Annotated in this window: 16 protein-coding genes; 14 read left to right on the top strand and 2 right to left on the bottom strand. The window is 73.9% G+C overall.

Features of this window, described 5'->3' with window-relative positions; translation table 11 throughout:
- Window positions 1–26: 26 nt before the first annotated feature.
- From MNY60_RS02175 to MNY60_RS02165, 3 genes are all read left to right on the top strand, one after another.
- Window positions 27–749 (top strand): adenine nucleotide alpha hydrolase, encoded by a 723-nt coding sequence (locus MNY60_RS02175; RefSeq protein WP_242359950.1) that lies wholly within the window; start codon window positions 27–29, stop codon window positions 747–749.
- 75 nt (window positions 750–824) lie between these two features.
- The gene (locus MNY60_RS02170; RefSeq protein WP_242359949.1) at window positions 825–1,253 is read left to right on the top strand and encodes an Rrf2 family transcriptional regulator; all 429 of its coding nucleotides are present in this window, start codon (window positions 825–827) and stop codon (window positions 1,251–1,253) included.
- A gap of 78 nt (window positions 1,254–1,331) precedes the next feature.
- A complete protein-coding gene (locus MNY60_RS02165; RefSeq protein ID WP_242359948.1) occupies window positions 1,332–2,183 on the top strand; it encodes an SDR family oxidoreductase in 852 nt (283 codons plus the stop codon).
- 134 nt (window positions 2,184–2,317) lie between these two features.
- Here MNY60_RS02165 and MNY60_RS02160 read toward each other — a convergent pair whose 3' ends face one another.
- The gene (locus MNY60_RS02160) at window positions 2,318–3,124 is read right to left on the bottom strand and encodes a hypothetical protein (RefSeq protein ID WP_242359947.1); all 807 of its coding nucleotides are present in this window, start codon (window positions 3,122–3,124) and stop codon (window positions 2,318–2,320) included.
- Window positions 3,125–3,325: 201 nt separating this feature from the next.
- Between MNY60_RS02160 and MNY60_RS02155 the strand changes: the two genes are divergently transcribed.
- Window positions 3,326–6,037 carry a serine/threonine-protein kinase gene (locus tag MNY60_RS02155; RefSeq protein ID WP_242359946.1) on the top strand — a complete coding sequence of 904 codons (2,712 nt, stop codon included), beginning with the start codon at window positions 3,326–3,328 and terminating at the stop codon, window positions 6,035–6,037.
- Window positions 6,038–6,055: 18 nt separating this feature from the next.
- Window positions 6,056–6,475 carry a hypothetical protein gene (locus tag MNY60_RS02150; RefSeq protein ID WP_242332943.1) on the top strand — a complete coding sequence of 140 codons (420 nt, stop codon included), beginning with the start codon at window positions 6,056–6,058 and terminating at the stop codon, window positions 6,473–6,475.
- 46 nt (window positions 6,476–6,521) lie between these two features.
- Here the strand turns inward: MNY60_RS02150 and MNY60_RS02145 are convergent, their stop codons facing one another.
- A complete protein-coding gene (locus MNY60_RS02145) occupies window positions 6,522–7,166 on the bottom strand; it encodes a dihydrofolate reductase family protein (RefSeq protein WP_242332942.1) in 645 nt (214 codons plus the stop codon).
- Window positions 7,167–7,709: 543 nt separating this feature from the next.
- Here MNY60_RS02145 and MNY60_RS02140 point away from each other — a divergent pair.
- The 9 genes from MNY60_RS02140 (at window position 7,710) to MNY60_RS02100 (ending at window position 16,798) form a co-directional block, all read left to right on the top strand.
- The gene (locus MNY60_RS02140) at window positions 7,710–8,972 is read left to right on the top strand and encodes a hypothetical protein (RefSeq protein WP_242359945.1); all 1,263 of its coding nucleotides are present in this window, start codon (window positions 7,710–7,712) and stop codon (window positions 8,970–8,972) included.
- 17 nt (window positions 8,973–8,989) lie between these two features.
- Window positions 8,990–9,691, top strand: coding sequence for an ABC transporter ATP-binding protein (locus MNY60_RS02135; protein WP_242332939.1), 702 nt, complete (start codon window positions 8,990–8,992; stop codon window positions 9,689–9,691).
- The gene (locus MNY60_RS24125) at window positions 9,688–11,043 is read left to right on the top strand and encodes an ABC transporter permease (protein ID WP_242352255.1); all 1,356 of its coding nucleotides are present in this window, start codon (window positions 9,688–9,690) and stop codon (window positions 11,041–11,043) included. The genes MNY60_RS02135 and MNY60_RS24125 overlap by 4 nt, the downstream gene beginning before the upstream one ends.
- Window positions 11,040–11,771, top strand: coding sequence for an outer membrane lipoprotein-sorting protein (locus MNY60_RS02125; protein WP_242352253.1), 732 nt, complete (start codon window positions 11,040–11,042; stop codon window positions 11,769–11,771). The genes MNY60_RS24125 and MNY60_RS02125 overlap by 4 nt, the downstream gene beginning before the upstream one ends.
- A gap of 2 nt (window positions 11,772–11,773) precedes the next feature.
- Window positions 11,774–13,096 (top strand): ABC transporter permease, encoded by a 1,323-nt coding sequence (locus MNY60_RS24120; protein ID WP_242359944.1) that lies wholly within the window; start codon window positions 11,774–11,776, stop codon window positions 13,094–13,096.
- A 367-nt stretch (window positions 13,097–13,463) separates the two neighbouring features.
- Entirely contained in the window at window positions 13,464–14,480 is a 1,017-nt protein-coding gene (locus MNY60_RS24115) for an ABC transporter permease (RefSeq protein WP_242352249.1), read from the top strand.
- 2 nt (window positions 14,481–14,482) lie between these two features.
- Window positions 14,483–15,235, top strand: a complete 753-nt coding sequence (locus tag MNY60_RS02110; protein ID WP_242352247.1) for an ABC transporter ATP-binding protein — start codon at window positions 14,483–14,485, stop codon at window positions 15,233–15,235.
- 10 nt (window positions 15,236–15,245) lie between these two features.
- Window positions 15,246–16,202, top strand: a complete 957-nt coding sequence (locus MNY60_RS02105) for an MlaD family protein (protein ID WP_242352245.1) — start codon at window positions 15,246–15,248, stop codon at window positions 16,200–16,202.
- Complete coding sequence (locus tag MNY60_RS02100; protein ID WP_242352243.1) at window positions 16,199–16,798, top strand: membrane integrity-associated transporter subunit PqiC; 600 nt, start codon at window positions 16,199–16,201, stop codon at window positions 16,796–16,798. The genes MNY60_RS02105 and MNY60_RS02100 overlap by 4 nt, the downstream gene beginning before the upstream one ends.
- Window positions 16,799–16,840 lie beyond the last annotated feature (42 nt).

Below are 16,840 nucleotides of genomic sequence, written 5' to 3'. Positions count from 1 at the left end.
CCGTGGAGCGCCGGGAGGAGCCGACGATGTCCATCCCCGCTGGAGGCAGGACCCCGACGCGCCCGAAGGCGATCGTCTCGTGGAGCAGCGGCAAGGACAGCGCCTGGGCGCTGCACCTCGTGCGCGCCCGGGGAGACCTCGAGATCGTCGGCCTGCTGACCACCGTGACCGCCGAGTTCTCGCGCGTCGCGATGCACGCGGTCCGCGAGACCCTCCTCGACGCGCAGTCGCAGGCGCTCGGCCTCCCGTGCAGGAAGGTGAAGCTGCCCTGGCCCTGCTCGAACGAGGTCTACGAGCGCGAGATGACCGAGGCCCTCTCGGCCGCCCGCGCGGCCGGCGTGACGCACGTCGTCTTCGGTGACCTGTTCCTCCGCGACATCCGGGCCTACCGCGAGGCGCGGCTCGCCGGCACGGGGCTCTCGCCCGTCTTCCCGCTGTGGGATCGCGACACGCGAGCGCTCGCGGGTGAGATGATCGACGCGGGCCTGCGGGCCACCCTGACCTGCGTCGACCCGAGGGTGCTCGACGCGCGGTTCGCGGGACGCGCGTTCGACGGGGCGCTCCTCGCCGAGCTCCCTTCGACGGTGGACCCCTGCGGCGAGAACGGCGAGTTCCACACGTTCGCGTGGGCCGGGCCGATGTTCGAAACGCCCATCCCGGTCGCCGCTGGAGAGGTGGTCGAGCGCGACGGCTTCACGTTCGCGGACTTGCTGCCACGGCCCGCCGGCGATCCGGCAGCGCAGCCGTAACCGTTCGCGGTAGAAGACCCGCGCGCGACGCCTTGACATCGAGGCTAACCGCAACTTATTCTGTTACGAGTTGCGATGAGCCCGAGCAGCCGCCTCACGGTAGCGATCCACATCCTCACGCTGCTCGCCCACGAGGCGAGCGGTGAGCCCGTCACGTCCGAGTACATCGCCGGCAGCGTGGGCACGAACCCGGTCGTCATTCGACGGCTGCTCGCGATGCTGCGGAAGTCGAAGCTCGTCCGCTCCCAGGGCGGGCCCGGCGGCGGGTGGCGACTCGTCGTTCCCGCCAAAGGGATCACCCTCCGCGACGTCTACCGTGCCGTCGAGAGCGAGGCGCTCTTCCCGCTGCACGCGAGCACGCCCAACCCCCGGTGCCCCGTGGGCAGGACCATCCAGGCGGCGCTGGCCGGCCGCTACGGCGAGGCCCGGCTCGCCCTCGAGCGGGATCTCGAGCGGACGACGATCGCCGATCTGCTGCAGGAGGTGACGAGGCTCGCGCGCTGACGCCGGAAGGTCGAACCCCTATTTTTTTTGGCCGCATCTGTAGCTCAACCAGTTACGAATACGAGAGAGAGAAGAGACATGATCGTCGTCACCGGAGCCACGGGCCACCTCGGCCGCCTCGTCGTCGAGAGGCTCCTCACGAAGGTACCGGCCCGCGACATCGCGGTCGCGGCGCGGAACCCCGATCGGGCGAAGGACCTCGCCGCGCTCGGCGTCGAGGTGCGGCGCGCCGACTACGCGAAGCCCGACACGCTGGGTCCCGCCCTGGCCGGCGCGGAGAAGGTCCTGCTCATCTCGTCGAGCGAGGTCGGGCAGCGCGTGCCGCAGCATTCCGCCGTCGTGGAGGCCGCGAAGGCCGCCCGCGTGCGACTCCTCGCCTACACGAGCGTGCTGCACGCAGGGACCTCGAACCTCGCGCTCGCCGCCGAGCACCAGGCCACCGAGGCGGTGATCCGCGGGTCCGGCGTGCCGTACGTGTTCCTGCGGAACGGCTGGTACCTCGAGAACTACACGGAGCACCTGGCGCCGGCGCTCCAGCACGGCGCCCTCGTGGGCAGCGCGGGGGATGGCCGGATCGCCGCGGCGGCGCGTGCCGACTACGCCGACGCCGCGGTCGCGGTGCTCACCCGCGACGTCGAGAAGCCCGTGTACGAGCTCGCCGGCGATCATCCGTTCACGATGGCCGAGCTCGCCGACGAGCTGTCGCGGCAGACCGGCAAGCGGATCGCGTACCGGGACCTGCCGCCCGACCAGTACCGGGCGGTGCTGATCGGCGCCGGGATGCCGGGCGCTGCGGCGGACCTGTACGTGGACGCGGACGTCCACGTCGCGAAGGGCGAGCTCGACGATTCGAGCGGCGAGCTGAGGCGTCTCATCGGCCGGCCCACGACGCCGCTCGCGGCGGCCGTGCGTGCCGCGCTGGGGCGCTGAGGTTGCCGGGCGCTCCGCCTCCCGGGGCCGCGGATCTCGTTCGCGGCTCGGCGTGACGCCCGCCGGGGCGTCGTGGCGACGAGAGGATCGGGCGCGTCGTGCGGCCGCGCTACCGGCCCGCGGCGGCCTCGACGTCACGGCAGCAGGCCCTCGCCGAGGGCCTGCCGCATCACCTCGGCGAGCGTGTCGAGCGAGCCGCTCGTGTCCGTGCGGGTGGTGGTCCTCGTGGGCGTCACCGAGCCCGACTCCCCCGCCGCGACGAAGGGCAGCGGCCGGCGACCGAGGCGCATGAGCCGCTCGTCGTAGAACGCGCTCCTCGCCTCCTCGCGCAGCCTGCGCGAGAGCTCGAGCATGTTGCCGGTGCTCGAGGGCTGCATCCCGGCCCCGAGGCAGGAGAAGTCGAGCTGGGTCTCCGAGAGCGTCGCCGCGCGTCCACTGCGGGCGTAGACGAGGATCACCTGCTCGAGCTCCTCCTTCGACGAGCGCACCGCCTGCGTGGAGGTGCGGGTCATGCCGAGGCCGCCCGTCAGCACGGCCCTGCCGACCGAGAAGCGCTTCGACTTCTCGAGGCGCTCGACCTCGGACCGCGAGGCGCGGAGGCCGCGGAACAGGGCCGTCACGTCGGCCCACGCGAACGTCGTCGAGTCCCCGAACCGCGGCGTGAGCGTGAGCCCCAGGTCGTCGAGGGCAAAGGAGTGAGCCACGATGCGGTCCCGGTCGGACGGACAACGGGCCTCGATCGCCACGGCCGCGAGCCCGGCCTCGCGCAGCGCGAGGACGAGCCGGTCGGCCTCGTCCGGCGCGAGTCTGGCGAGGAGCGCGGGTGGCTCGGGGGCGAGGCGCATGCGAGCCTCGGCCAGCGTCAGCCCCGCGGCGTCGGCCACCGCGTGCGCCGCCTCGTCGGGGCGCGTCGCGGGGCGGACGAGGGCCACGAGCTTCATCCGGTCACCGTAACAGACCGGCGACAGGGACGGACCCCGCGCACCGACCGTGCCGCGCCGCCGGCTCCGCGGCCGCGCCCGCAGGCCGGGCGGTCGGCCGGCTCGCCGTAGAGGGTCGGCCCGAGCCCCTCCGTGACGTGCGCCTCGACCGCACGCGGCGAATTCGACACGAGAGCATCACTTCCGCTCGCGGGGTCCGAGGTGGCAAGGCAGGAGCAGCGCGACGAGATTCGCGGCGCGGCGGCCGCGGCGCCGCCCGTGGCCCGCTCGCTCTCCGCGCTCCTGAAGGAGCTGGCGCGCGCGCCCGCGGTGCGTCCGGGTTCGTGGGAGGGCGCGCTGCGGCCCGGCGCGGCGATCGGCCGCTTCGAGCTCGTGCGCGAGATCGGCCGGGGCGGGTTCGGGATCGTGTGGGAGGCCCGCGACACCGAGCTCGGGCGGTCGGTCGCGTTCAAGGCGGTGCGGCTCGAGACGCGAGTGGCCGCCCGCGAGGAGCGGCTCCTTCGCGAGGCGGAGCTCGCCGCGCGGCTGTCGCACCCGAACATCGTGACGCTCCACGACGCCGGCCGGAGCGAGCACGGGCCGTACCTCATCCTCGAGCTCCTGCGCGGGGAGACGCTCGCCGAGCGGCTGCAGGCCGGGGAGCTGCCGCTGCGTGAAGCGGTCCGGATCGCGGCGGAGGTCGCGAAGGGGGTCGCGCACGCGCACGGCCAGGGGGTCATCCACCGCGACCTCAAGCCGGCGAACGTGTTCCTCTGCGAGGACGGGCAGGTGAAGGTCCTCGACCTCGGGCTCGCGCACGCGTTCGGCCAGCGCAAGGTGGACGGAGGGACGGTCGAGTACATGGCGCCCGAGCAGCGCCGGGGCGCCCCGGAGGACGAGCGGACCGACGTGTTCGCGCTGGGTGCGATCCTCCACCGCCTGCTGGCCGGCTCGCCGGCCCGCGGGGAGGGGAGGGCGCGCGTCGCGGCGCTCGAGGTGCCGGACGCGCCCGCGCTCGGCGAGCTCGTGGGGCGGATGCTCGAGGTGGATCCCGTGAAGCGCCCGCGCGACCTGGGCGAGGTGCTCGGGGCGCTCACCGTCCTCCAGCGCGACCTCGAGCGACCGGAGCGAGCCGACGCCCCCGCGGCCCGCGCCCGGCCGCGTCGCCGGCTCGCCCGGGTGCGCCGCCGGCGCGCCGGGCGCGCCGGCGCGCTCGTCCTCGCCTCGGCGATCGCCGCGGTCGCCGTCGTCGCGGCCGTCGCGGCGTCGCCCGCCGTCCGCGAGCACCTCCCGGGCTTCGCGCGCCGCCCGGCGCTCCCCGACGAGAAGCTGGTCGCGGTGCTGCCGTTCCGTCAGGTGGGAGGGAGCCGCTCGGACGAGGCGTTCTCGGCCGGCCTCGTCGAGCTCGTCACGAACAAGCTGCGCCAGCTCGAGCAGCTCCGCAGCTCGCTGCGCGTCGTCTCCCCGAGCGACGTGCTGAAGGAGAAGGTGGCGAGCGCGAAGGAGGCGCGGTCCGCCTTCGGCGCGACCCTCGCCGTCACGGGGAGCGTCCACTGGGATCGCGATCGGGTCGCCGTGGCCGCGGACCTCGTGGACGCGAGGACGCTGCTCGTGGTCGCCGCGCGCGACGTGGAGGCGCCGAGGGCGGACGCCGCCGCGCTGCAGCGGGCGCTCGTCGAGCGCGTGGCCGAGATGCTCGAGATCGAGCTCGGGCCCGAGGCGGGGCGGAGCGCGTTCGCTGATCCGCCGCCCGCGCCGGGCGCCTACGAGTTCTACCTGGAGGGGAGGGGCTACCTGCAGCGGTACGACCGCGCCGAGAACCTCGACAGCGCGGTGGCCGTGTTCGACCAGGCCCTGGCGCGCGATCCCGCGTACGCCCTCGCCCACGCCGGCAAGGCGGAGGCCTTCCTCCGCCGGTACGATCTCACGAAGGACGCACGCTTCCTCGAGCAGGCGCGGGCCAGCGGCCGGCGCGCGATCGAGCTCGACGAGCGGCTCGCCCCCGTGCAGCTGACGATGGGGCTCGTCCACGCGGCCTCCGGCGACCACGCGAGCGCGATCCGGAGCTTCGAGCGCGCGCTCGAGCTCGAGCCCGCGAGCGCCGACGCTTACCGCGAGCTGGCGCGGGCCTACGACGCCGCGGGGCGGACGCAGGAGGCGGAGGCGACCTACCGGCGCGCCATCCAGCTCCGGCCCAGCTCCTGGGCCGCGTACAAGGACCTCGGCGTCTTCTACAACCGGCACGAGCGGCTCACCGAGGCGCTGCCGCTGTTCCAGCGCGTCGTCCAGCTCACGCCCGACAACTACGCGGGCTACGCGAACCTCGGCGGCCTCTACCTGCGCCTCGGGCTGCACGACGAGGCCGCGGCCGCGCTCGAGAGGTCCCTCTCGCTCCGCCCCACCGCGCAGGCGCACGCGAACCTCGGCGCGGTCTACTTCTACGAAGGACGGTTCCGGGACGCCGTGCCCGCGTACCGCGAGGCGGTCCGGCTCGGCCGGAGCGACGCGCGCGTGTGGGGCGCCCTGGCCGACTCCGAGCGCTGGTCGGGGCTCGCCGAGGACGCCGCGCGCGACTACCGGCAGGCGATCGCGCTCCTGGAGAAGGAGCTCGCAGTCGATCCGCGCAGCGCCGAGCCCTGGTCGAGGCTCGCCATCCACGAGGCCGCGCTCGGCGAGCGGGACAAGGCGGCGGCGAGCATCGGGAAGGCGCTGCGGCTCGCTCCCGGCGACGGGCTCGTGCTCTTCCGGTCCGCCCTCGTGAAGGCCGACGCGGGCGACACCGAGCGCGCGCTCGACGCCGTGCGCGCCGCGCTCGAGGCCGGCTACCCGCGGGAGTTCATCCGGAACGCGCCGCCGCTCGCGCTGCTCGGACGGGATCCGCGCTTCCGGGCGCTCGTCGATCGCAAGGAGCCGGCGGTGTCGAACCCGAAGTGACCGTCAAGGAGAGAGCAGATGCCCGACGCCAAGAAGAAGCAGGTGGAACCGAGCGCCTTCGTGAACATCATCGTGCACGACGACACCCTCACCGTCAGCCCCACGATCGTCAGGGCCGCGGCGGGCGAGGTCGTCCAGTGGCAGGCGCCGGGAGCGGACTCGTTCGTGCTCGTCTTCAGGGACGGCGCAGCGCTCGCCGGGCGGAACGAGCGTGACGAGGAATACGGCAGCGGCGTGGAGGTGAGCTCCCTCCCCGGGGACTTCGTCGTCGACGACAAGGCGAAGGCGCTGTTCGCGGTCGCCCGCTGGGGAGCGTCCGGCCCCATCGCGCGCGCCACCCTCCGCGACCTGAAGGGCGTCCACACGTACCAGCTCGCGATCCGCAAGGGCGACAAGCTCTACCTGGACGTGGGCTGCCCGGAGGTCATCATCCAGTAGGGCGTCGCGCTCGCTCGCCTCGCCCGGCGCCGACTGCTGCCTGAGATCACCTCCGCGCGAACTTCAGGTGGACCACGCCCGGCGCGGCCACCGTGCGCACGAGCTCGAGGCCGCGCAGGTCGTCGCCGACGCCGTCGAATAGCCGCTCGCCCGAGCCCAGCAGCGCGGGCACGAGGTGGAGCTCCATCTCGTCGACGAGGCCCGCGGCGAGATACTGCCGGGCCACGCTCGCGCCCCCCGCGAGCGACACGTCCCTTCCCCCCGCGGCGCGCCGGGCCTGCTCGAGCGCGGAGTCGGGGCCGTCGGTGACGAACGTGAAGGTCGTCCCGCCCTCGAGGACGAGCGGCTCTCTCGCGTGATGGGTGAGCACGAAGACGGGGTGGTGGAAGGGTGGATTGGCCCCCCACCAGCCGTTCCAGGGGCTCTCGGGATTCCACGGTCCGGGGTGGCCCCCGAACATGTTCCGCCCCATCACCGTGGCGCCGATGTTCACGAGAGACTCCTCGACGACGGGGGTGCTCTCGTTCACCTCTCCACCCTGGAGGCCATGCGGCGCGCGCCAGACGGCGAGCGGGAGCGCCCACTGGTGCAGGCGCATGCCACCCTCGCCGAGCGGGTTCTCCACGCTCTGACGCGGACCGGCCACGAAGCCGTCCAGGGACATCGAGATCCTGAAGCGCAGCTTGGACATCGAGGACTCCAGCGCCGCGCGTGACGCGCGACGGCGCCCGGCGGCGGATCGGAACCGGGTTCCTGCGTGCGCCGCGGGCTAGTCGCCCCCGAGCTCGCAGCCGGTGCAGAGAAAGACAGGCTCGGTGTCGTCGGCGCCAGGCTGGACGCGCTCGAGCGCCGCCTCGCGGCTCAAGGCCTTGCCACACCGGTCGCACTCGGGAAAGTCGTCCGCGCTCGAGCCGGGGCGGGAGAGGTACCTCGAAGCGGTGTCGGCATGGGGTTCCGTCGCGGAGTTCATGAGACATGGATGTCCGCTGCGGCACGCCGCCGCAACGCTCGGCTGGGCCGTGCCTCCGAGCGGCGGAACGCCTCCCGCGGGGTGCTTGCCGGCGCAGCGCCGCAGCGCCGGTCTCGCCTCTGACGTGGACGCGTGTGCTCCACGAGACCGTCGGGAGCGCGAGATCGTCCGGCCCGGACCGTTTGACATGCTCGTACGCACCGTGTAGTCCGAAACGCACCGATGGGGGCGCTCTATCGCACGCATGCGTGCAGGATCGTCGCCGTGGCGACGCTCCTCCTGTGCGCGACCGCCGCGGCAGACGAGGGCGCCGTCGCGGAGCTGCCAGCGTTCACGTTTCGTGGAAGGCTCGAGTGGGTGACCGCGGTCGGCGGATCGTCTCCCCGCGACACGGATCAGAATCCGCGGAACGTCCTCGGCGCGCCGCAGGCGGCGGGCGGGTCGGAGCTGCGTCCGGACCTGCGGGTCGAGCACGGGTCGATCCTCCAGCTCTTCGCCCGGCCGCGCCTGCGCGTGCAGGTGACGAAGTCCCGCGCCGCGAGCGAGTGGCAGGCCGAAGAGCGCGAGGCCTCCGCGGAGTGGCTCGAGCTGTACGGTGCCTGGCGCGTCTCCGATCGGCTCGCGCTCGCCTACGGGCTCCAGAACTTCCAGTGGGGCCCCGCGGAGCTCGCGAGCCCGTCGAACCGGATCTTCCACGAGACGGGGTTCCTGCGCGATCCGCTCTACACGGTGCGTGGGAAGCACCTCGCGCGCGTGAACGTCTCGCTCGGGTCCGCGTGGAGCGCCGTCGTCCTCGCCGAGATCGAGCCGAACGGCGCCGAGCCGTTCGTCGCGCGGGAGCCGTTCGAGCCGAAGGCGCAGGCCAAGGCCGAGTGGTCGGCGCCCGATGGCGGCGGCTACCTCGGGGTCACCGGAGGCGCCGGCGAGAGCTCGCGCGGCTGGTTCGGCGAGTACGGAGCCGTCTCGCTGACCGACGGGCTCTCGATCTACGCCGACGCGGTCCACCAGTCCGGCTCGCGCGCCTGGTATCCCGTGGACGGCGCCGGGACCGTCTCGTTCCGGCAAACCGGGACGGGCCGCGGCCTCCGCACGCTCGCGCTCGGGGGCGTCCGCTACACGTTCGCGGGTGGGGCCGACCTCCGGCTCGAGTACGTGTTCGACGAGGCGGGCTGGACCGAGGCGCAGCTGGCCCTCGGGGCACGCGCGGTGTCCTTCGCGAGCGGCGCGCCCGCGCCCGAGAGCCTCGCGGCCTGGCTCGAGCCCGGCTTCGAGATCGTCGGCCGGCAGCACGCGTACGCCTCGCTCCGCCTGCCGGACCTGCCGCCCGCGAAGAGGACGTCGCTCCAGCTTCGCTATCTCGCCGCGCTCGAGGACGGCTCCGGCGCGGCGTTCGCGACCGCGAGCTTCGACGCGACGGACTCGCTCGTCCTCTTCGCCTCGGCCATGGGGACGCACGGCACGTACCGCGGCGCGCTGTCGAGGCTCCTGCGTGCGACCGCGGTCGCCGGCGCGGTCGTGAGCTGGTGACGGAGGGAGGAATGGCAATGTCGCAGGCGCTCATCCGGCTCGAGGACGTGCATCGCATCTACCGCCTCGGCGAGACGGAGGTGCCCGCGCTGCGCGGCATCACGCTCGAGCTGCACGCGGGCGAGTTCACCGCGCTCGTGGGGCCGTCCGGCTCCGGCAAGTCCACGCTGCTGAACCTCGCCGGCTGCATCGACGAGCCGGACAGGGGCCGCGTGCTCGTCGAGGGCGTGGACGCCGCGACGCTCGCCGACGACGCGCGGAGCAGGCTCCGCAACCGGAAGATCGGGTTCATCTTCCAGTCGTTCAACCTCGTCCCGGTGCTCGACGTGTACGAGAACGTGGAGCTGCCGCTCCTAGTCCACTCGCACCTCTCGAAGGTCGAGCGACGCGAGCGCGTCCACCGCGCCATCGACGACGTCGGGCTCCACGACTACGCGCGGCATCCGCCCGACAAGCTCTCCGGCGGGCAGCGCCAGCGCGTCGCCATCGCGCGCGCGCTCGTGACGCAGCCGATCCTCGTCCTCGCGGACGAGCCCACCGCGAACCTGGACTCGGAGACCGCCCGGCGAATCGTGGACCTCATGGTGGAGCTGAACCAGAAGCGGAACGTCACGTTTCTCTTCTCCACCCACGACGAGAAGCTCATGGCACGCGTCGGCCGGCACGTGCGCATCCGCGACGGGCGCCTCGACGGCGCCGCCTCCGGAGCGGCGGCGTGACCGGCGGGTGGAAGCTGGCGCTCCGGAACCTCTCCCGGAACCGCCGGCGGAACCTCGTCACCGGCGCGGCCATCGCCCTCGGGTACGCGGGCCTCGTCCTCCTCGGCGGGTACGCGAACGGGAACGAGGGGCTCATCCGCCTCTCCTCCGTGTACCTCCAGCACTCCGGCCACCTGGCCGTCTATGCGCGCGGCGGGCTCGGCAAGGCGCAGACGAAGCCGGCGGCCTACACCCTCGACGCCGCGGCGCAGGAGGAGATCCTCGCGGCGCTGCGCGCCGATCCGCGCGTCGAGTTCTGTGGGCGCTACCTCCTGGGCACCGGCATCGCCGGCAACGGGTGCAAGACGTTCCCGTTTCGCGGCCTCGGGATCGAGCTCGACGTGGAGCGCCGGATCCTCTCGCACCCCCAGCTCGAGCCGCTCCGGGACGTCGCGCGCCCGCGCGCCGGCCGCCCGCTGCCCGACGCCGCCGGCGAGGAGAGCCCCGTCGCGCTCTCGGTCGGCCTCGGGGGCGCGCGACTCGGGAAAGCGGCCGTGACCGGAAGGGAGGCGGCGGTCGCGCCTGGCGCCCTGGAGTGCGAGGCGCCCGACGTGAAGGCGAGGATCGCGGCGGATCCGTGGGTCCAGCTCGCGGTCCAGACGCACGAGGGGAGCTTCGGGGCGATGGACGCGCGGCTCGTGTCCCTCTTCCAGGCGGGGACGGTGGACGGCGACCAGGCCGGCCTCGTCGCCGGGCTCGATCTCTTCCAGCGCCTGTACGACACCGACCGCGTGACCTACGTGGCCGCCTATCTCCATGATCACCGGGACACGGCTGCGGTGGCGAGGGACCTGTCGCAGAAGCTCGCGGCCGCGGGGCTCGAGGTCTCCATCTACCCGTACGACGACCCGAAGGCGAACCCGTACTACGTGGGCACGATGGAGACGATCGGCGCCGTCGTCACCTTCATCGGGCTCCTCCTCGCGAACGTCGTGGCGCTCTCCGTCCTCAATGCGATGACGCTCGCCGTGCTCGAGCGGACGCGCGAGATCGGGACGCTCCGCTCGCTCGGGTTCACGCGGCGTCAGCTCCTGGGCGTGTTCCTCCGCGAGGCGGCGACGCTCGCGGGGCTGTCCATCGCCGCCGGGCTCTTGCTCGCGCTCGCGGTCTCCGCGGGGGTGCGCGCCGCGAAGGTGCGGTTCCAGCCGCCCGGAGTGGGCGGAACGATCCCGCTCGTGATCGCGCCGAGCGCCGGCATGTGGGTGGGGGCGGCGGCGCTCCTCCTCGTCCTCGCGCTCGGGGCGACGTGGGTCGCGGTGCGTCGTCGCGTCCGCGAGCGGGTGGCGAAGCTCATCGTGGAGGTGGCGGCATGAACGCGGTGCTCCTCGTCGGTTCGCTCCTCCTCGCGGGCGCCGCGGCGGCGCCGGACGCCGAGACGCTGCTCAGGGACTCCGACCGCGCCCGCGGGGGCCTCGAGCGCGGCGTCACGTGGACGGTCGCGGTGGTGGCCACCGACGAGGGCTCGGTCTCGAAGAGCAGCTGGCTCATCCGCGCGCGAGGGAACGACGGCCTCGCCGAGGCGCTCGGGCCCCCCCGCCGCAAGGGCGAGGTGATCCTCTTCAACAACCGGTCGATCTGGTGGGTGAAGCCGGGGCTCCGCCGCCCCATCTCGATCTCCGCCCGGCAGCGGCTCCAGGGCGAGGCCGCGAACGGCGACATCTCGAGCACGAACTACGCGCGCGACTACGAGGGGACGATCGCCGGCGAGGAGGACGTTGACGGCGAGCCCTCCTGGCGGCTCGACCTGAAGGCCCGCTCCAAGGACGTCACCTACGACCGGATCCGCTACTGGATCTCGAAGAAGCGCCGCCTCGGGGTGAAGGCGGAGTTCCTCACGGTGGGGGGCGACGTGTTCAAGGCGGCGACGTTCGAGTACGGGAACCGGGTGCGGCTGGCCGGCGGCGAGGAGATCGACTTCGTCTCGCGCATGATCATCCGCGACGCCATGGGCGCGGGGAACGTGACGGTGCTCGAGTTCCAGGCGCCGCGCGCCGAGACGCACGCCGCGAGCGTGTTCAACGTGAACAACGTCGTGAGGTGATCGTGCGCTCCTCGCCCCCGCTCCTCCGGATCGCCTGGCGCAACGTCCGGCGCAACGCGCGGCACAGCCTCGGCTCGATGCTCGCCATCGCGGTGGGGTTCGTCGCGATCTCGCTGTTCGACGGGTACATGACCTTCCTCGGCGAGAACAGCGCGAACATGTTCGCCGAGATGTTCATGCTGGGCGACCTCATGATCGAGCCCGCCGGCGCGAGCGACGTCGACCAGGGCACGGCGGGGATGGTCCTGCTCGGCGAGCGCGAGCGCGCGTTCCTCGACGGGTTCCTCGCGGACCGGTCGGGCGAGGTCGAGGCGCGGATGCGCTTGCTCTATGCCTGGGGGGTCGCGAGCGCCGGGAAGGCGAGCGCGCCGTTCGTCGCCTTCGCCTTCGATCCCCTGGAAGGCGCGAGGCTCCGGCGGCGCTTCGCCTGGAACGCCGTCGCCGGAAGGCCTCTCCAGCTCGCGCCCGAGAGCTCCGTCGTCCTCGGGATGGGGCTCGGGAGCCTCCTCGACTGCGAGCCGGCGGGCCACGCGGCGGCGCGGCGGCGCGACGGCACGCTCATCCCCGAGGAGCGCCCCCTCGCCTGCCGGCGGCCGCGCGTCCAGCTCGTCGCGAGCACCGCGTCGGGTCAGCTCAACGTCGTCGAGCCGGAGGTCGTCGGCCTCATCGACGGCGGCACCACGGACCTCGACGCGAAGCTCGCGAACATGCCGCTCTCGCTCGCGCAGAAGCTCCTCGATACGAAGGGCCTCTCGATGTACCTGCTCCTCCTGCGCGATCCGAGCCGCGCCTCCGCGTTCGGGCGCGAGCTCGAGCGGGCGGCGGCGGCGAAGGGGCTGGCGCTCCACGCGGTGCCCTGGCGCGAGCACACGGCGGGCGTGGAGCACATGCGCGGGATGAAGGTGCTCGGCGTCTTCCGCTCCCTGATGGCGTTCGTCGTCGTGCTCATCGCGGGCATGACGGTCCTCACCACGATGGCGAAGGCGGTGAGCGAGCGGACGCGCGAGATCGGGACGCTCCGCAGCCTCGGGTTCCTGCGGCGGCAGATCGTGGCCCTCTTCGCCCTGGAGGCGGCCCTCCTCGCCGTCGTGGCCTCGGCCATCGGCCTCGTCGCGACGCTGGCGCTCGCCGCCGCGACGAACGCCGCGGGGATCACCTACGACGCTGGCCTGCTCGCCCAGCCCATCGCGCTGGGGGTCCGGTACCTCCCGCGCACCTGGTCCGCCGCGGCCGTCTTCCTCTCGACCGTGGCCGCTGCCGCCGCGGTCCTGCCCGCGCGCCGGGCCGCGCGGGCCCGGATCCCGGACGCGCTCTCGCACACGTGAGGAGCGGCGCTCGCTCGGGGGCGTCGACCGAGAACCGGCGCGCTCGTGGCCCCGGCACGTCGCCGCACGGTGCGCGGCGTCGCGCATCGGTGCTCGGGGCGTCACGCGGTCGCGGCCGTTCGGAGCCGCCCGCCCGGGTCCGGACGGTGGGTGAGGAGCGGCGCTACGATGCGGGCGGAGGTTCGCGATTCGCGAACACGACCCAGCCCGGCCAGCCGGCCTTGCGCTCCTCCGCCGGATCGCGGGGCGCGGCCCGGCGGCGAAGGCGCGTGCGACGGTCGAGCTGCGCCGGGCCGTCGACGGATCGCTGCGCGTTCGCCTCGCCGGGCCCTGGCATATCGCGGAGGGCCTGCCGCGCGCGGAGGACGTGGGGCGCGAGCTGGACCGCGCGCCCGCACCGAGCGTCACGATCGATGGGCAGGGGCTCGCCGCGTGGGACAGCGCCCTCGTGGTGTTCGTCGGCGCCGTGCTCGAGGGCTGCCGCGCCCGCGGCACGCCGGTGGACACCAGCGGGCTCCCGCCCGAGGTCGGCCGGCTCCTCGGGATCGCGCAGGAGTCCGCCGCCCCCGCCGAGCGGGCGGCGCCGGGGCCCGGCGGGATCGAGGGCGTGGGGGTGCGGGCCCTGAAGCGGCACGTGAAGCTGCTCGACGCGGTCGCCTTCGTCGGCGACACCGCGCTCGCGCTCGGGAGGTTCGCGGGCGGGCGCGCCCGCTACCGCTCCCAGGACCTGTGGCTCGTCGTCCAGCAATCCGGCGCCGAGGCGCTCCCCATCGTCGCGCTCGTGAACTTCCTCGTGGGGATCATCCTCGCCTTCGTCGGGATCACGCAGCTCCGGTTCTTCGGCGCGGAGACCTACGTCGCCGACATCGTCGGGATCGCCGTCGTCCGCGACATGGCCGCCCTCATCACCGGCGTGACGCTGTCGGGGCGGAGCGGCGGCGCGTTCGCCGCGCAGATCGCCACGATGAAGGTGACGCAGGAGGTGGACGCGCTGCGGACGTTCGGCATCTCGCCGACCGAGTTCCTGGTCGTCCCCCGCGTCCTCGCCCTCACGGCGATGACGCCGCTCCTGACGCTCTTCGCGGACGCGACCGGCATCCTCGGAGGCGCCGTGGTGGCCACGACGATGCTGCACCAGCCCTTCGCCGGCTACGTGCGGCAGACGGCGCTCGCCGTCACGGCGGGGGATCTCCTGGGCGGGCTCGTCAAGGGCGCGACGTACGGGCTCCTCATCGCGCTCACGGCCACGCTCCGGGGCATGCAAGCGGAGCGCAGCGCGGCCCGCGTCGGCGACGCGGCGACGGAGGCGGTCGTGACGGGCGTCGTCTCGATCATCGCCGCCTGCGGCGTCTACCAGTACGTGTTCTTCCTGCTCGGGTGGTGATCGTGGGCGACGAGGTCATCAGCGTACACGAGCTCACGATGGGGTTCGGGGACCGCGTGGTCATCCGCGATCTCGGCTTCACGGTGCGGCGCGGCGAGATCTTCGTGGTGATGGGCGCGAGCGGCTGCGGGAAGACCACGCTGCTCCGCCACCTCCTCGGCCTCCAGGAGCCCGCCGGCGGCGAGGTCCGCTACGGCGGCGAGAGCTTCACGAGCGCGCCCCCGGAGGTGCGGGAGCGCATGCTCCGGCGCGTCGGCGTCCTGTTCCAGGGGAGCGCGCTCTGGACGTCCATGACGCTCGCCGAGAACGTCGCGCTGCCGCTCGAGCAGTTCACCTCGCTCCGCGCCGCGGCCATCCGCGCCGTCGTGCGGCTCAAGCTCTCGCTCGTCGGCCTGCGCGGCTTCGAGGACTACTACCCGTGGGAGCTGTCGGGAGGGATGCAGAAGCGCGCCGGCCTGGCCCGCGCCATCTCGCTCGACCCCGAGATCCTGCTCATCGACGAGCCCTCGGCGAGCCTCGACCCGCCCACCGCGCGCCGGCTCGACGCGCTCATCCTGCAGCTTCGCGACGCGCTCGGCACGACCGCGGTCATCGTCACCCATGACGTCGCGACGATCCTGGGGGTCGGGACGCGGGCGCTGTTCCTCGACGGCGAGGCCCGGCGCGCGATCGCGGAAGGACCTCCTTCCGAGCTGCGCGCGCAGGGGCCGGCGCCGGTCCGCGCGTTCTTCGCCGGGAGCGTGGCCAGTCCGTGAAGGAGGTCTCATGCCGCGGAGGTTGGATCCGAAGTTGGTCGGCGCGTTCGTCATCGCCGCCGTCGCGCTCGGGGTCGTCGCGGCGGTCTACCTCGGCGCCGGCCGCATCCTGCAGGCCCGGGTCCGGTTCGTGGTGGTCTTCTCCGAGGACCTCGCCGGGCTGGAGGTGGACGCGCCGGTGAAGTTCCGGGGCGTCCCGGTGGGGCGCGTCACGAGCATCCACCTCTCGATGGGGTCCGCCACCGAGCCGCTGCGGGAGCTGCGCATGCCGGTCGTGATCGAGCTCAACCAGACGAGGATCCGCGAGATGGGCGGGGAGATCGACCTCTCGGACCCGCGGGCGGTGCGCACCCTCGTCGACCACGGCCTCCGCGCGCGGCTCGCGCTCGAGAGCTACCTCTCGAACCGTCGCTACGTCACCCTCGACATCCTGCCCGACGCGCCGCCCGCGAAGCCGTCACCGCTCCGGCTCCCGTACCCGGAGATCCCGGTCTACTCGGAGCCCGGCCTGGCCGCGCTCCAGGCGGACGCCTCGAAGCTCCTCACCAAGCTCCAGTCCCTCGATCTCGACGGCCTCGTCGCCGATCTTCGCGCCGCCGCGCGCTCGTTCGAGCGGACCGCCGGCGGCGTGGACGCCGCCGTCGCCCGGCTGCCGGGCACGCTGCGTGCGGCGGACGCCGCGATCGCCTCGGTGGGGAGCGCGGCCCGCGCCGTCGACGCGTCCGTGACGCCGCTCGCCGCGGACACGCGCGCCGCGGTGGTCCAGCTCCGCACGACGCTCGAGCACGCGGAGTCCGCGGTCCGGCACGTGGACGAGCTCCTCGACCCCGCCTCGCCGCTCGCCTGGCAGCTCACGCGCACGCTCGCCGAGCTCCAGAGCACGAGCCGGTCGCTGCGCAACCTCGCGGAGCGGCTCGATCGCGATCCGAGCGCGCTCCTCCGCGGCCGCGCGGAGGACGGGCGATGAGCCGCGCGAACGCGCTCGTGGCGCCGCTCGCGCTGCTCGCGGCGTGCCTCTCGCTCGGCCCGCGACCCGAGCGGACCCGCTACTACCTCCTCGAGGCCGAGGCGACCTCACCTTCCGCGAGCCGCCCCGCGCTGCCCGTGCTCGGCGTCGGGCCGGTGCGCCTCCCCGCCTACCTCGACCGGCCGGAGCTCGTGACGCGCGCCGGTCCCGCGCGCGTGGAGGTGGCGAGCGTCGATCGCTGGGCCGCGCCGCTCGACGTCCTCTTCACGCGCGTGCTCGCCGAGGACCTGCGGGTGGCCGTCCCGGCCAGCGAGGTGCTCGGGTGGCCGTGGGCCGTGAGCGCCGCGCCGGAGTGGTCGGTCTCCGTGGACGTGCTGCGGTTCGACGGCGAGCCGGACGGCACCGCCGTCCTCGAGGCGCGGTGGGTCGTGCGCCGGGGTGGCGCGGTCGCGAGCCAAGGAGTGACGACCGCGCGCGAGCGCGGCGCCGGAGCGGAGGTCGCGGCGACGGTCGCGGCGCTGAGCCGGACGATCGGAACGCTCTCCCGGGACGTCGCCGCGGCGCTCGAGGCGAGGTCGGGGACGACGTCGAGGTGATCCCAACGGGAGGCGCTCGTGCGCCTCCATGGCGACGACGAG

The organism is Anaeromyxobacter sp. SG17 (assembly GCF_022690695.1).
Taxonomy (GTDB): domain Bacteria; phylum Myxococcota; class Myxococcia; order Myxococcales; family Anaeromyxobacteraceae; genus Anaeromyxobacter; species Anaeromyxobacter soli.
The sequence above is the reverse complement of the archived record's forward strand: the minus strand, read 5'-3'. Positions and strand labels throughout refer to the sequence as shown.